16 protein-coding genes and 2 pseudogenes are annotated in these 14571 nt (G+C 69.5%); 10 read left to right on the plus strand and 8 right to left on the minus strand.

Going from position 1 to position 14571, the window contains the following annotated elements:
* Positions 1–189: 189 nt before the first annotated feature.
* Entirely contained in the window at positions 190–954 is a 765-nt protein-coding gene (locus tag H5411_RS35745) for a protein phosphatase 2C domain-containing protein (protein ID WP_183126368.1), read from the plus strand.
* A 59-nt stretch (positions 955–1013) separates the two neighbouring features.
* Positions 1014–1697 (plus strand): DUF998 domain-containing protein, encoded by a 684-nt coding sequence (locus H5411_RS35750; protein WP_183126369.1) that lies wholly within the window; start codon positions 1014–1016, stop codon positions 1695–1697.
* Here H5411_RS35750 and H5411_RS35755 read toward each other — a convergent pair.
* Positions 1675–2703: a D-cysteine desulfhydrase family protein gene (locus H5411_RS35755; RefSeq protein WP_183126370.1), complete on the minus strand. Its 1029-nt coding sequence runs from the start codon at positions 2701–2703 to the stop codon at positions 1675–1677. The genes H5411_RS35750 and H5411_RS35755 overlap by 23 nt on opposite strands.
* 38 nt (positions 2704–2741) lie before the next feature.
* A complete protein-coding gene (locus tag H5411_RS35760) occupies positions 2742–3356 on the minus strand; it encodes a DinB family protein (protein ID WP_220817933.1) in 615 nt (204 codons plus the stop codon).
* An 84-nt stretch (positions 3357–3440) separates the two neighbouring features.
* On the opposite strand from H5411_RS35760, the gene H5411_RS35765 reads away from it, so the two are divergent.
* The 3 genes from H5411_RS35765 to H5411_RS35775 are packed head-to-tail and all read left to right on the plus strand — an operon-like array spanning position 3441 to position 6215.
* On the plus strand, positions 3441–4817 hold the full coding sequence (locus tag H5411_RS35765) for an amidase (protein WP_183126371.1): 1377 nt from the start codon (positions 3441–3443) through the stop codon (positions 4815–4817).
* Positions 4784–5362: a TetR/AcrR family transcriptional regulator gene (locus H5411_RS35770; protein ID WP_101436216.1), complete on the plus strand. Its 579-nt coding sequence runs from the start codon at positions 4784–4786 to the stop codon at positions 5360–5362. The genes H5411_RS35765 and H5411_RS35770 overlap by 34 nt, the downstream gene beginning before the upstream one ends.
* Before the next feature lies 1 nt (position 5363).
* Positions 5364–6215 (plus strand): oxygenase MpaB family protein, encoded by an 852-nt coding sequence (locus H5411_RS35775; protein WP_183126398.1) that lies wholly within the window; start codon positions 5364–5366, stop codon positions 6213–6215.
* On the opposite strand, the gene H5411_RS35780 is transcribed toward H5411_RS35775, so the two are convergent.
* A complete protein-coding gene (locus tag H5411_RS35780; RefSeq protein ID WP_183126372.1) occupies positions 6191–6727 on the minus strand; it encodes a CGNR zinc finger domain-containing protein in 537 nt (178 codons plus the stop codon). The two genes, H5411_RS35775 and H5411_RS35780, sit on opposite strands and share 25 nt — an antisense overlap.
* Before the next feature lie 54 nt (positions 6728–6781).
* On the opposite strand from H5411_RS35780, the gene H5411_RS35785 reads away from it, so the two are divergent.
* Complete coding sequence (locus H5411_RS35785; RefSeq protein ID WP_183126373.1) at positions 6782–7639, plus strand: alpha/beta fold hydrolase; 858 nt, start codon at positions 6782–6784, stop codon at positions 7637–7639.
* Here the strand turns inward: H5411_RS35785 and H5411_RS35790 are convergent.
* The 3 genes and pseudogenes from H5411_RS35790 to H5411_RS35795 all read right to left on the minus strand — a co-directional run bounded on the left by H5411_RS35790 (position 7598) and on the right by H5411_RS35795 (position 9421).
* A pseudogene (locus tag H5411_RS35790) lies at positions 7598–8673 on the minus strand (amidase family protein). The gene H5411_RS35785 and the pseudogene H5411_RS35790 sit on opposite strands and share 42 nt — an antisense overlap.
* A 43-nt stretch (positions 8674–8716) precedes the next feature.
* Positions 8717–9055: pseudogene (locus H5411_RS49425) on the minus strand (amidase family protein); the annotation flags it as partial.
* Between the two features lie 105 nt (positions 9056–9160).
* Positions 9161–9421, minus strand: coding sequence for a DUF397 domain-containing protein (locus H5411_RS35795; protein WP_183126374.1), 261 nt, complete (start codon positions 9419–9421; stop codon positions 9161–9163).
* A gap of 274 nt (positions 9422–9695) precedes the next feature.
* On the opposite strand from H5411_RS35795, the gene H5411_RS35800 reads away from it, so the two are divergent.
* The gene (locus H5411_RS35800) at positions 9696–9899 is read left to right on the plus strand and encodes a hypothetical protein (protein ID WP_183126375.1); all 204 of its coding nucleotides are present in this window, start codon (positions 9696–9698) and stop codon (positions 9897–9899) included.
* 4 nt (positions 9900–9903) lie between these two features.
* Positions 9904–10140: a hypothetical protein gene (locus H5411_RS35805; RefSeq protein WP_101436220.1), complete on the plus strand. Its 237-nt coding sequence runs from the start codon at positions 9904–9906 to the stop codon at positions 10138–10140.
* A 243-nt stretch (positions 10141–10383) separates the two neighbouring features.
* On the opposite strand, the gene H5411_RS35810 is transcribed toward H5411_RS35805, so the two are convergent.
* A complete protein-coding gene (locus tag H5411_RS35810; RefSeq protein WP_183126376.1) occupies positions 10384–11232 on the minus strand; it encodes an SAM-dependent methyltransferase in 849 nt (282 codons plus the stop codon).
* A gap of 120 nt (positions 11233–11352) precedes the next feature.
* On the opposite strand from H5411_RS35810, the gene H5411_RS35815 reads away from it, so the two are divergent.
* A complete protein-coding gene (locus H5411_RS35815) occupies positions 11353–12507 on the plus strand; it encodes a glycosyltransferase (protein ID WP_183126377.1) in 1155 nt (384 codons plus the stop codon).
* Here H5411_RS35815 and H5411_RS35820 read toward each other — a convergent pair.
* Entirely contained in the window at positions 12467–13321 is an 855-nt protein-coding gene (locus H5411_RS35820; protein WP_183126378.1) for a helix-turn-helix domain-containing protein, read from the minus strand. The genes H5411_RS35815 and H5411_RS35820 overlap by 41 nt on opposite strands.
* A 284-nt stretch (positions 13322–13605) precedes the next feature.
* Between H5411_RS35820 and H5411_RS35825 the strand changes: the two genes are divergently transcribed.
* Positions 13606–14523 (plus strand): MBL fold metallo-hydrolase, encoded by a 918-nt coding sequence (locus H5411_RS35825; RefSeq protein WP_183126379.1) that lies wholly within the window; start codon positions 13606–13608, stop codon positions 14521–14523.
* The last annotated feature ends 48 nt before the right edge of the window (positions 14524–14571 follow it).

The raw sequence follows: 14571 nt of genomic DNA on the forward strand, positions 1-14571 counted from the left end.
CCCCCCGCACCCCGATACGAAGCCCCCCTGCGGTTCGGGGGTGCTTGTCAAGGCATCTTTCCCGCCTTGACAAGCACCCCCGAACCGTCAGCACACTCGGCTTCGGGGTGCCCCACGCAACCACCCACCTGCAATGTCGCCCCCAGGCGACGAGCCGCCCACCAACCCCACCCGAGCTACAGTCACCCCGTGCCCGAGATTTCGACCGCCGAGCGAGCCGGTGTCGGTTCCGACGGCCACCCCCGCCCCACCGAAGACCACATCGCCCTCCTGGACCAAGCCATCCTGGTCCTCGACGGCGCCACCTCCCCCAGCCCCGACCTCCCACCCGGCGGCTGGTACGCCGCCCTGCTCCGCGACCAGCTCGCCAACGAACTGCGAGCCGATCCACAGGAGGACCTCGGCGCCGCACTGGCCAACGCGATCACCGCGGTAGCCAAAGCCCACGACCTGCGACCAGGGCATTCCCCCTCCAGCACGGTCTCCGTCCTCCGCTGGAACGACTCCGAAGTAGAAGCCCTGGTCCTGGCCGACAGCCCGATCGTCGCTTTTGGACAGTTCGGCACCGACGTAGTCTCCGACGACCGCCTGATCTCCCTGCGCAACAACCGTCTCCTGCAAACCGGCACAGACGTCCGCCGCAGACGCAACGCAGCGGACGGCTTTTGGGTAGCCGAAGCCGACCCGTCCGCAGCACACAGAGCAGTACGCCGCAGCTGGCCGCGCGCAGACGTCGACGCCGTCCTCATCGCCACCGACGGCGTCGCGATCGGAGTGGACGAGTACCGCCTCTTCGACTGGCCGGAAGTCCTGCGGCTGGCCAAAAACAAAGGCCCCGAAGCAGTACTGGACGCAGTCCGCGCCGCGGAAAACGGCGATCCGCACGCCGTCCGCTGGCCGCGCGCCAAACGCCACGACGATCAGGTGCTCGTCGTCGCCGACTTCGCGAGGTAGGGGCTGAATCAGGGGTTTTCCCTGATCACGAAACGCCGCTGAGCCGCCAATCTGGCTACATGGGGAACTCACGAGGCGTCCGGGGATGGCGCCTGACCGCACTCGCGGCGATCGCCTGGGGGCTGTTCACGATCACCGTGCTGCACATCATCAGCTCGCATGATCCGATCTACGACACGCTTTCGAGCTACACGATCACCGACCGCGGGGAGGGCATGCTCGGAGCGAGCGTGCTGTCGGTGGCCGTCGGATCTCTCGCGGTGCTCGGCGCGCTGATCGCCGGCGGCGTGCCGATGACGTTCAGCACCAAGGCTTTGCTCATGCTGTGGGCGCTCGGGCTGGCGGTCGCCGCGGTGTTCCCCGCCAGTTACCCGCCAAGCCCGAATCCGCTCAGCGGCGACATCCACCTGTACTCGTGCCTGATCGCGTTCGCGAGCCTGCCCGGCGCGGCGATCACGATGCTGGAACCGTTGCGCGGCACGGCGGAACGCGTGTTCGTGGTGCGCTGGCTGAAGTTCGGGCTCGCCGCGGTCGGGCTGTTCGCGTTGAGCTTCCTGTTCGTCCGCCTCGACGAAGCCGGGGTGCAGCCGTTCCACGTACTCACCGAGGTGCTGCCGGTGGGCGCGACGCAGCGGCTCACCCTGATCGCGAACGTCGCCCTGCTGCTGGTCCTGCTGCGCATCGCGGTACGGACCGAAACCGCGCGCGCCGCAGTGCTCGTTACTTCTGCGCCTCAGCCATGAATTCGGGCGCGTAACCGAACAATCCGGGAAGCCCGCCGGTGTGCACGAACACCACGGTCTCCTCGGGCGAGTACCTTCCCGCCGCCGCCCATTCCACCAGGGCGGCGGCGGCTTTTCCGGTGTAGACCGGGTCGAGCACCACGCCTTCGGTGCGGCCGAACAACCGGATCGCTTCCCAGGTCCCCGACGCCGGAATGCCGTACCCCTCGCCGATCGTCGTGTCGTTCATCCACACGTGCTCCAGCTTCGGCGGGTCGATCCCCAGCAACTGCGCGGCCCCGGCGGTGAGGTGGGCCAAGTTGTCCACGGCCTCGTTGAGCGGGTGGCTGACGCAGGCGATGTCCAGCTCCAGCGCACCGAGCACCTCCGCACCGATCGCGAGCCCGGCCGCCGTGGCCCCGCTGGCATGCGGACCGACGACGCGAGCGCGGTCCAGGCCAAGGTCGGCCAACTGGGCCGCCAGCTCGCGAGTGGCATCCACATAGCCGAGAACGCCGAGTGGGTCGGACCCACCGACGGGGACCGTCCGCACTTTCCGGCCCTCGTCCGCTGCTTCGGCGAGCAGCCGTTCGTACGTCGCGGCCGATTCCTCCCCAGACGCGCAGATGTGCACGCGCGCGCCAAAAAGCAGGTCAAGCGGAACGTTGCCGGATCGCTCGTACGCGTCGCCGGAGCGCGGCACCTCGGCGGTCAGCACCAATTCGCAACGCAGTCCCAGCTTCGCGCAGGCGGCGGCGGCCTGGCGGCCGTGGTTGGTCTGGACCGCGCCGAAGGTGATCACGGTGTCGGCTCCCTCGGCGAGCGCCGCGCCGAGGTGGAAGTCGAGTTTGCGCAGCTTGTTGCCGCCGACGCCGAGCGGGTGGACGTCGTCGCGCTTGAGCAGCAGCCGGGGGATGCCGAGAGCTTCGCCCAGCCGCGGTGCCGGGACCAGCGGTGTCGGCCCGTGGTGCAGACCGGCGCGCGGAAAGGCGTCGAAGGAGGGGAACCGGGCGAAGTCGAACGTCATCGATCCTCCGTGCGCTGGCCGGGCAGACGGCGTGCAGTTTAGGCGGATTTTCCCGCTGTGGCTTGGTCCGCGGCTTTGGCTGCCCGCTCGATTTCGGCCCGCCGGGCTTCCCAGAAGGCCGCGTCCTGGCCGCGCTTGGCCATGGCTTCCGCGTCCATTTCGACCACGCCGTCCAGTTGCTCGCGCAGGATGTCGGCGTGCCCCGCGTGCCTGCTGGTCTCAGTCAGCAGGTGGACAAGGACGTTGAACAGCAACACGTCCGGCCGCGGCCACCAAGGCACGTAGCCGGGCGAGTCGATGGCGAGAGCGGCGATCGTCGCGTCGGAGTGCGCGCACGCGCGTTGGTAGCGATTGGTGATTTCCTCGCGGGTTTCGTGCTCGGTCGCCCACAGGTCGGTCCCGCGCTGTTCGAGGTCGTCCCACCGCGGGACCGGCTCGGGAAACGGCCGGCCGAAGACCTCGCCGAAGTACCGGGCCTCAGCCACGGTCAGATGCTTGACGAGGCCGAGGAGGTTGGTCCCGGTCGAGGTCAGCGGGCGGCGAACGGCGTACTCGGACAGTCCGTCGAGCTTCCGGAGCATCGTCTGCCGGATGTCTCTCAGGTCGCTGTGCAGGTATTCCTTCGCGAAGTCGCCGTTCACGGCTACGAGCATGCCCGAACCGCTCGGTCAGGGGTGCTTTCCCGGCCGGCGCCGTGATACGTTCGTTCGAGCGAACGAGAGAACGGGGAGCCGCCGATGCCTTCCGCGACGACGGAGTTCCAGACCCTTGCCGACCAGAGCGCCGCGCTCGAATCCGGCGACGTCACGGCCGTGCGGCTGACCGAAATCGCGCTCAAGCGGGCGCATGCGAGCCAGCCGGTGCTCAACGCGTTCCGCGTGCTGCGCGACGAAGCCGCACTCGCCGAGGCCGCCGAGGCTGACCAGCGTCGCGCCGACGGTGATCGCGCGCCGTTGCTCGGGGTGCCGGTGGCGATCAAGGACGACGTCGACCTCATCGGCCTGCCCACCGCGTTCGGCTGCCCGGGCGAGTTCCCGGCGGCGACCGCGGACGCGCCCGCGGTGGCGAAGCTCAAGCAGGCCGGCGCGGTCATCATCGGCAAGACGAACACCCCTGAGCTGGGCCAATGGCCGTTCACCGAGGGAAGCGCCTTCGGCGCGACGCGCAATCCGTGGCAGCCCGCGCACACGCCGGGCGGGTCGTCCGGCGGATCGGCCGCGGCGGTGGCGGCCGGGATCGTGGCCGCCGCGCTCGGGTCGGACGGGGCGGGTTCGGTGCGCATCCCGGCGGCGTGGACCGGGCTCGTCGGGATCAAAACCCAGCGCGGCCGGATCCCGACCGGCGGCGAACTGTTCCACGGCCTCACCGTGCTCGGCCCGCTCGCCCGGACAGTCGCCGACGCGGCCACTCTGCTCGACGTCACCGCGGGCACCGGCACGTCGTTCCAGACCGCCGCGCGACGCGAACCCGGACGGCTGCGAATCGGCATTTCCACGCGCATTCCCTTCACCGCAACCAAAACGAGGCTCGACCCCGTGGTCGAAGCAGCGGTGCGGCAGACCGCCGACTCGCTCGCCGGGCTGGGGCACGAGATCGTGCCGGTCGAACCCGGGTACGGCCTCATCGGCCTCACCTTCCTGCCGCGGTCGCTCACCGGCGTGCGCGATTGGGCCCAGCGCGTGCCGGAGCCGGCCGCGCTCGACCCGCGCACTCGCAGCAACGCCCAGCAAGGCGGCCTGCTCGCCGGGCCCGCCCTGAGACTCGCCCGCGCGCTCGAACCCGCGCTGCGCCGCCGGATCGGCGGGATGTTCGGGGACATCGACGTCCTGCTCACGCCGACCACCGCCACCCCGCCGCCCGCGATCGGGTCCTTCGACGGGCTTTCCGGCTGGCAGACCGACCAGACGATGATCGCCGCGTGCCCGTACGCTTGGCCGTGGAACGTGCTGGGCTGGCCCGGGGTGAACGTGCCTGCCGGACTGACCGCGGACGGGTTGCCGCTCGGCGCCCAGCTGCTCGGCCCGTCGCATTCCGAGGAGCGGCTGATTTCCGTTGCCGCGCAACTGGAAGAGGAGCTGCGATGGCCGGACCGACGTCCCGAGCCGGGGTGGTGACCACGCGCGACGCGATCCTTCGCGCCACCTTGAAGGTGGTCGGCGAGCAGGGCGTCGGCGGGCTCACCAACCGGCGGATCGTCGCCGCGGCCGGGGTTTCGCTCGGCACGCTGACGTATCACTTCCCGAGCCAGACCGAGCTGTTGCGCGAGGCGATGCTGCTGTTCGCCGAGGAGGAAACGGCGAAGCTGGCCGGGATTGTCGAGGGGTACCGGGCGCAGGGGCTGAGCCTCGAACAAGCGGCGACCGTCGTGGAGCACGTGATCAAGCAGCTGCCGTTCGGCACGGACGAACTCGCGCCCCACGAGCTGTACCTGCAAGCCGCGCGCGACCCCGGGCTGCACGAGGCCTCCGCGAAATGCTTTGCGGCGTATGACGAATTGGCCATCACGATCCTCACCGCACTCGGCCTGCCCGATCCGCAGCGGGTGGCCGGGCCGGTAGTCGCGTTGATCGCCGGGCTGCAGTTGCGCCGGCTCGCCACCGGCACGGACGTTCCGGCCGCGGAGCCGTTGATGATGCTGTTGCACGGTGCGCGAGGCTGACGTGGCCCCGCCGATTGTCCGCGGTACCGCGGCTTGGCGTTACCTCGGCGACTTCCGCGATCTGCTGCTCGCGGGGCAGGTGCTCGTGCTGCAGGTCGCGCATCCGGTCGTGGCGGCCGGAGTGCGGGATCATTCGGACTACCGCGAGGATCCGTGGACGCGGTTGATGCGCACCGGGGCTTCGCTGTCGATCTATGTGTACGGCGGGACAAAGGGCGCGCAAGCCGAGGCCGAGCGATTGCGGAAACTGCACCGCTCATTCACCGGCAGCGCGAACGGCCGCCGCTACAGCGCGCTCGACCCTGGCGCGTACGCATGGGTGCATGCGACTTTGGTGATGGCACCCGTTGACGCGCAACGGTTTTTCGGCCGTCCGATGTCCGCTTCGGAGCTTGACGAGTACTACGCGCAAATGTGCGGCATCGGCCGGATCCTCGGCGTGCGCGAGCGAGATCTGCCGCCGACCTGGCCGGAATTCGAACGCTACTACCGGGCGATGATCGCCGGGTTCGGTCCGAACGAGACGATCAGCACGTTGTTCGAGACCATCGACACGGTGCGGAAACCCTTCTCCCGCATGTCGGACCAATGGTGGTCGAAACTCCAAAAGGGACACTCACGCGCGCAGATGTTCCTTATCCGCGCGACATTGCCGCCCGAACTTCGGGACCGCCTTGGTCTGCGATGGACCGATGAGGACGCACGCAAGTTCGGCCGCTTCTGCCGCGCGACCAGAATGCTCGGCACCGTGCTCCCGCCGTCGGCGCGCACCGTCCACATGCGAGCGATCGGCAAACTGAACGTGTGGCTGCGCGCGCACCCGTGGGCTTACCGGTTCTTCGTCCGCTCGTAATGCGCGCGCGCCTTCGCGCGGTTCCCGCAGCGGGACATCGAGCACCATTGCCGAGTCCGACGAGGCGAGGTATCGACAAACCGCAAGCCGCAGTCGTCCGCTGCACAGATTCGGATGTCCTCCACGCCAGTAGCGAGGTCGACAGCGTCAGCGGCCAGTACGGCAAACGCGGTCGCCACCGGATCTACCGGAGCGGACGTTTCCCGCTGCAGCACACCGTCCTTCAACAGCAGCCGGTCGGGTTTCGGAGCGGCGGCGAGCGCGTCGTTGACCAGCCGGACATCGGCGGCCAGCGGCTTGGCGGTCAGCAGCCGGTTCACCGCCTCGCGCAGGTCCTTCGCCGCCGCCACCTGGGCAGCGGTCACCGGCAGGCGGCCGAACCCGGCCAGCTCAAGCCACTCCGCGAGTGCGTCCGGGCCGGTGAGCAACTCGATGCCCTCCGGGAGATGCCGGGAGCGCAGCGTGTTCACCAGGTGCAGACACGGCCGTCCGGCGTCGAACACCCAATCCATATCGCTCATTCTAACCGTTGAAACCGGTGAGAACCCGCGCTACCGTCTAACCCCATGAGCCGGTTAGAAGCAGCGATGGCCCAAGTAGACGACCTGCGCATGCACTACCTCCGCGGCGGCGACGGCCCGCCGCTCTTCCTCCTGCACGGCTGGCCACAGACGTCGCACTGCTGGCACCGCGTCGCCGGGCCGCTGACCGAAACGCACACCGTGATCGCCCCAGACCTGCGCGGATATGGGCGCACTGACAAGCCCCGCACCGGTTACGACAAGCGCACGATGGCCGCCGACGTCGCCAAGCTGGCCGAGCAGCTCGGATTCGACCGGGTCGCGGTGGCAGGACACGATCGCGGCGGACGAGTGGCACACCGGTGGGCGCTCGACCGTCCGGACCAGGTCGAACGCCTGGCCGTGCTGGACATCGCGCCGACGCGCGAGATGTGGCGCCGCCTCGACCGCGACCTCGGGAAGGCGTACTGGCACTGGCTTTTCCATCTCCAGCCGGACCTGCCGGAGCTGCTGGCCGGCCAGAACATCGCCGCCTACCTCGGGTACTTCTTCGAGCGCTGGACCTTCCAGCGGCAGGGACTGCCCGCCGAGGACGTCGCCGAGTACGTGCGCGCCTTCGAAGCACCCGGCGCGCTCCGAGCCGGTTTCGACGACTACCGCGCCTCCTTCCCGGACGACGCCGACCTGGACGACGCGGATTACGCCGCCGAGAAACGCCTCACCCAGCCGGTGCTGGCGATGTGGGGCAAGTCCGGCTTGCTGGGCAGCCTGCCCACGCACGAGATCTGGCGCGACTACGCACGCGACGTGACCGGCATCGGCCTCGACGACTGCGGACACTTCCTCCCCGAGGAACAGCCCTCACAGGTCGTGGCGCATCTGCGGGAATTCCTGGCCCGTTGAGGAAATCCGCGCGAAACCCGCGCCCACGGTCTGCTCGATCGCCGCACCCACCCGGAACGTCGTGCCGTCGCCATACTTGCCCGCGACCACCTGGACACCTGCCGGCACGCCGCCGACGTTGAACGCCGGGGTGAGCGAAGCGTCCGAAAAGTGTTCCAGCGCAGCACCATTGACCACGACCTGCGCAGAAAGGCAATCCTCGCCGGCGCCGAAAGCCGTGGCACCGAGGGCCGGCACGATGAGTGCGTCGAAGCGCGTGAACACCGCGTCGAGGCGTTCACGGATCGCCGCTTCGACTGCGCGGCCAGTTTCAGTGTCCACAATGTTCTCGACGCCCTTGCGCGCGAAAGCCCGGCAGTACGAGGTGATAACGCCCGGGTTCTGCCGGTCCAATTCCAGGACCTCCGCGGCCAAACCGGTCCCGAAATGCGCCCACAGGGCCTGCTTGACCAGGTCGAGCGTCCAGTCGAGCTCGACCTCGGTCACCACCGCACCGGCGGACGCCAGTGCGTGCGCGACGGCGCGGGTGCTGGCGGCGACCTCCGAGTCCACCGGGAAGTCGCCGGGCACCGCGCAACACGCGATACGGAGCCCGCGGACCTCGCCCACGTCGATCCGAGCCGGGGGAAGCCGCGAGCGCGGGTCCCGGGGGGCCTCTCCGGCCATGACGTTCTGCAGGAGCGCGCAATCGGCGACGGTCCGGGCCATCGGGCCGTGGTGGTAGCAGGTGTCCAGTCCGGCGGGCAGGAGGACCGGGTTGCGGCCGTGCGGCGGTTTGAACCCCACGACGCCGGTGAAGGAGGCGGGCGCGCCGGGCGAACCCCCGATGTCCGATCCGGTGGCGAGGAAGGCGGTCCGGCCGCCAGCGCCGCGCCCGAACCGCCGGACGAGCCGCCCGCCGCGGTCTGCAGGTTCCACGGGTTGCGCGTGGTTCCCCCGCGTCGCGTTTGGGACAGCGGCATGCAGCAGAACTCGGACGTCGTCGTGCGAGCGTGCAGAATCCCGCCTGCCGCCCGGATCCGGCTGAGCCCGATCGCGGTTTCCCGCGCTGACCGTAGGCGGGCGCAGGAGGGTGGCGTCGGTGACCGGGTGCCCGGCCAGGGGCTGTTCTTCCTTCGCCGCGATCGGCAGTCCTTCGAGCGGCCTCGGCCGGCCGCCGGGCGCGTACTGCTTCTCCGCGAAGACCGCCGCCCGCAGCGCCTGCTCGAACAGCTGCTCGGCGAACGCGTTGACGTCCGGCTCGACCCGCTCCGCCCGTTCCACGACCGCCCGCATCAGCTCCACCGGAGACAGCTGCCGGGTCCGGAAAAGGCGCAGCGCTTCCTCGGCGGAGAGGTAGTGGAGTGGGGTCATGACGCGCTCCGCGCGGCCGGGCCGCTCAACCTGCTCGGCTGGCGACCCTTGCCAACCCGGCATTAAGCCCACAACCACCGCCACCCACGGTAACCAGGGTCCTTCGTGGTCCACCCGATCGAGTGACTGTTTGCGAATCGCCCTCCGCTGAGACCTCGCCGTGGTGGACTACTCGCTCGGCGGCAGGTCGAACTGACCAGCCTTGACCGCGACGAGGAAGGCGTCCCACTCGCCACGGTCGAAGACCAGAACCGGGCTCGCCGCGAGCTTCGTGTCGCGCACCCCGATCAGGCCGGGACGGGAGAGGTTGACTTCGACACAGTTTCCGCCATTGGGCTCGCTGGCGAACGACTTCGCCCAGGCCGCGGCCGCGAACAGCGACTCCGCCGTGTCCGGGTCGTAATCCTGGAGCGACGGATAATCCGTCATGGGTCGTCCACCTCCGAGCCTTGTGCTGGGGCGCGCGTCGTCGCGCACGTCCCCGGCTTCTTTGCGTCACTACGGAGCAAACCGCAGGGCCAAGCGGGTGATCAACTCGACCCGATCTCGACATGAAGATTATTCCAGGAGTAGGATTAATCGCAGCGATCGGGGCGTCAGTGGTGGGTGAATGGCTTGCGTCATTCCGTCCAACACCGACGGCACCGGCCCGGGCACCCGGCCCGGGCGGCGGAACAGCCGCGAGACATCGGGAGGAGTGCGGATGCGAGCCGACCCGTTCGGCCTGGCGAGCCAATCCGCCGGCCTCCCCGGAATCGATGCTGGTCCAGGTGCCGCGACGACCCTGCGGAGACGCCGCAACGAAGCGGTTTCCCCGGCGCCCGGCGTTGACCCGCCGAGCGCGAACCACCCCGATCCGGCCGACGCCGACCCGCGCCGGTTCCCGTTATCCGAACTGGGGGTGTGATCCCATGGCCGTCCGGCTCACCACGCTTTTCCGCCGTGAGGACGAACACACTCGCGGCCGAGGTGGGATCAATCACGAATTGCGCAACCGGTTCGGGTTCAGCCTGATCCAGGCCCCGCTGCGCAGCCCGATGGTGGTGGACACCGAGATCGAAGTACCGGCTCCGCGCCAAGCGGACACCGTCCACGCCACCCGCCACTGTCGCGAGACACGAGTACCGCTGCTCCACGGGCTCGGCTGACCCGCCGCCCGCTTCGTCCACGCTCCCCGGAACTCCTTGCCCCGGGGAGCGTTTTCGTGTCCGGCATCGGGTCCTGTGTAGGTCTAGACCACCATGCCGGTCTAGACCATTCCCCTCGCCCGGCCGCGACCGCAGTGCCCTCGGCTGAAAGCGGCGAAGCGTAGGCGCGAGCTAACCGCCCCAACGCCACCTCGGGTGCGTCAGATGCGCCCAAGGCCACGTTGGGGCAACAGTGATCGGGCGTCAGGGCTTGCGGCCCAGAGCGCAAATCCCGCCGCTGAACGAGGGGTCGTCCGCCATCCGGTCGCCCGCGCTCGATTCGCCTGCCTCCGGGTGCCAGGCCGACACCCACGAGATGCCCGGCTCCACCAGTTCCAGTCCGGAGAAGAACTCCGCGAACTCCGCCCGCGTGCGGAAGTGGAACGGCGTGCTCGACTGCTGGTACTGCTTGTGGATCGCGTCGCGGCGTTCGCCGTCGTCGGTCGGGACGCCGTCGTCGGTGAGGTGCGAGGACAGGAAGTACGAGCCGGACGGAAGCAGCGACAGGTATTTCCGCACGATCTCCAGCGCCGGTTCGTCACGGCCGATGAAGTACAGCACTCCGACCATGATCAGGCCGATCGGGCGCTGCGGGTCGAGTACGCCGGTGTCGAGCGCGCGCGGCCAGACGTCGGCCGGGTTGCGCAGGTCGCCCTGCAGCACCGCGTGCCGGTCGGCGACGCCCTCGCGTTCCAGCAGGATCTGCGAATGCGCGACGGCCACCGGTTCGTTGTCGACATAGACACAGCGCGCGTTCGGGTTCACCGACGTGGCGATCTCGTGCACGTTGCCGACCGTGGGCACGCCGGAGCCGATGTCGAGGAACTGGTCGATGCCCTGTTCGGCCATGTACCGCACGCCGCGGCCGAGGAACTCCCGGCCGGCCCTGGCGATGGTCTTGATCATCGGAAAGGTCTGGACCGCCCGTTCGCCGAACTCGCGGTCGATCGCCCAGTTCGCGGTGCCGCCGAGGAACCAGTCGTAAATCCGCGCCGCGTTCGGCCGATCGAGGTCGACGCCCTCCGGGGCTTCCGGATCCGGTGCCTGAGTCATCAGCTTCCCCTTCCGTGCGGGTACCAGTGTGCCCACTCGCCGCCGTCGCGCGCCGCCGACCCCGGCGACCGCCCGAAAATGCCACGACTCCGGTGTCTCCGGGCCACTAGGTTGCGGTGGATGCGCATCCTGTTCTCGTTCGTCGGCGGTCGCGGCCACTTCGACCCGATGGCTCCGGTCGCGCGAGCGCTCGCCGCGCGCGGCCACACCGTAGCGGTCGCCGGCGGCGGTTCGCACGTACCCGCGCTCGCCAAAGCCGGGTTCACGACCTTCGCAACGAGCGCGCCGCGCGAGGTCGAGGCGGCACGGCAGCCGATGCCGCCGGTCGATCCGGCGCGCGACGACTGGGAAATCCGGGAACTGTTCGCCCGCCGCGCGACCCAGGAGCGCGTGCCGGTGCTGCTGGACCTGGCCCGCGATTGGCGTCCGGACCTGATCGTCCGGGACGAAGTGGACTTCTCCGCCGCGATCGCCGCCGAGGTGCTGGGCCTGCCGTGCGCCACCGTCCTGGTGCTCGCCGCCGGAACGTTGCTGCGCAAGGAACTCATCGCCGAACCGCTCGCCGAAGCCCGCGCCGCGCACGGCCTGCCGGACGACCCGCGGCTCGAAATGCTGACCCGGGGCCAGGTGCTTTCGCCGCTCCCACCGTCCTTTCGGGACCCCAGCTCGCCGCTGCCGCCCGGCACTTTCTCGTTCCGCCAGGGAGATCCGGTGGCGCCCCGCCAGCCCGCCGGGAAACCGCACGTGTATTTCACCCTCGGCACCAACTTCAACCTGGAGTCCGGAGACCTCATCGAGCGCGCACTCGCCGGGCTTGGCCAGTTGGACGCCGACGTGACCGCGACCGTCGGCACCCAGATCGACCCCGCCGAGTTCGGACCGCAGCCGGCGCACGTCCGCGTGGAGCGGTTCGTGCCGCAGGCGGAACTGTTGCCGCGCACCGATTTGATGGTGTCGCACGCCGGGTCCGGCAGCGTGATCGGCGCGCTCTCGCACGGTCTGCCGTCGCTGCTCTTCCCGATGGGGGCCGACCAGCCCGGCAACGCCCGGCGCTGCGCCGCGCTGAACGTCGGCCGCGCACTCGATCCGGAAACGTCCACTCCGGACGAAATCTGCCAAGCCGCCGCGAAAATGCTCGCCGACGCCGCCTATCGCGAAGCAGCGCAACGCGTGCAAGCGGAGATCAACGCGCTGCCCGCCGCCGAGGAAACCGTGCCGGTGCTGGAAGCACTGGTCACGACATTTGCGCGCGGTAGTGTTCCGCCAGCTCCTTGAGGAACTGCCGCGTCTCGGCCCGCTCCAAGGCGGCGCCGCGCAGCCGGTCCCACGAGTCCACGAAGATGTTGAAGTCCTTCACGTCGTCGAGGTACAGCCCGCCCGCGGAGTGTTCGATGTAGACGAAATCGCGCGTGCGGTCCGGGAACCGCATGATCGTGAAGTCGTTGGGCACCGCGGCGAGCTTCGCGCTGAACGGCAGCACGTGCACGTAGACGCGCGGGTGCCGGTCGAGCGCGAGCAGGTGCTCGACCTGGTCCAGCATCACCGCGGGCGCGGACCCGCCGGGCGCGCGGCGCAGCGCGCCCTCGCTGATGATGAACCGGTAGTACGGCGGCTGCTGCTGGTCGAACACCGCCTTGCGGTCGAGCCGGTTGCGCACCAGCGACGTGACGTCGGTGGCTCCGGCCTCGGTGAACTGCTTGAGCATGTAGTGCTCGGACTGCAGCGGCCCCGGCACGCGCTCGCCGTGCCAGGTGAGGATCTCCGCGGCGGCCGGCTCGAGGTCGGTGAAGGTGCGGAACCAGTGCGGCACCACCGACCGGTAGCCGGACCAATGGCCGCGCTGCCCGGCCGCGGCGCGGGCCAGGTTCATCAGAGTGTCGGCCTCTTCGCCGTTGATCCCGAACGCGTTCAGCATGGTCCGCACATCTCCGAGCTTGACCCCCACCGCACCGGACTCGATCTTGTTGACCTTGCCCTGGGTGCAGCCGAGGACCTCGGCGACTTGCTGCTGCGTCATCTTCGCGGCGTTTCGAGCATGCCGGAGCTCATTGCCGAGCTGCTTGCGGCGCGAGGTGACGGTGCTCGCCATCTCCCCTTGCTCTCCTGGACCACTACTGCCGACGGGCTCTCCGCCGGACCGCGAACTACGAACCACCCAGGCCACTGCGACCCAACGGAGTTCGATGATGACACCCGGCAGCGTTTCAGGAAATGCGCGAGAACGCCAGTCACCCGGCATGTCACCCTGCCGGAGCAGTGGATTCCGGGCGCCGCGGACATCCCGGCTACTCCATTCGGACTAACAGGAGACTTCCGGGCACAGCTGAGCCACCGATGGCCCCACGCCGGCGGTCCGGGCGGCATAGTGTCGTCGTGATCGATCGATCCCCTGGCGCGGCGAGCGTCAAACAGCTGGCAGACGGCGCGTTCGGCTACGTCCAGCCCGACGGTTCCTGGTTCATCAACAACTGCGGCTTCGTCGATGCCGACGGGCACGCTGTGCTTATCGACACGTGTGCGACCGAACGACGGACGCGCGCTCTGCTCTCGGCCGTCGGCGACGCCGTCGGCCCGGTCACGACGCTCGTCAACACGCATCACCACGGCGACCACACCAACGGCAACTACCTGGTCGGCGGCGCCACCGTCGTCGGCCACCGCAAGACTCGCGATGCGCTGCTGGCCGACGGAATCCAGCGATACGAGGGCGTCTTCACCGACAGCGACTGGGGCAAGCTCGAACTCCGCGTGCCCGACCTGGTCTTCGACGACACGGTCACCCTCTACGCCGGACACACCCGGATCGACCTCGTCCACCCCGGGCACGCCGCGCACACCACCAACGACGTCCTGGTCTGGCTGCCCGACCAGCGCGTGCTCTACGCGGGCGACCTGGTGTTCAACGGCGGGAGCCCGTTCGCGCTGATGGGTTCGGTCGCGGGCTGGCGGGCGGCGCTGAACGTGATCCGCGAACTCGACCCGGCGGTCATCCTGCCCGGCCACGGCCCGGCGTGCGGGCTCGAAGCGGTGGACGCGGTCGACGACTACCTGGAGTTCGTCCAGCGCGCGGCGGAAACCGGGAAGGCGGCCGGACGCTCGCCGCTGGAGCAGGCGAAGGCGACCGACCTCGGCGGGTTCGCGAAGCTGACCGAACAGGAGCGGCTGGCCGGGAACCTGCACCGGGCGTATGCCGAACTCGACGGCGCGCAGTGGGGTGCGCCACTCGATCTGGTGGCTCCGCTGAAGGACATGCTGGCCTGGAACGGGGGCCCGATCCGCTGCTTCTCGTGAGCACCGGCGGGGTGACTAGGCTCGGAATCCGGCAGAGGTTTTCGGAAA

Origin of the sequence: Amycolatopsis echigonensis, assembly GCF_014174495.1 — a bacterium.
Taxonomy (GTDB): Bacteria; Actinomycetota; Actinomycetes; order Mycobacteriales; family Pseudonocardiaceae; genus Amycolatopsis; species Amycolatopsis echigonensis.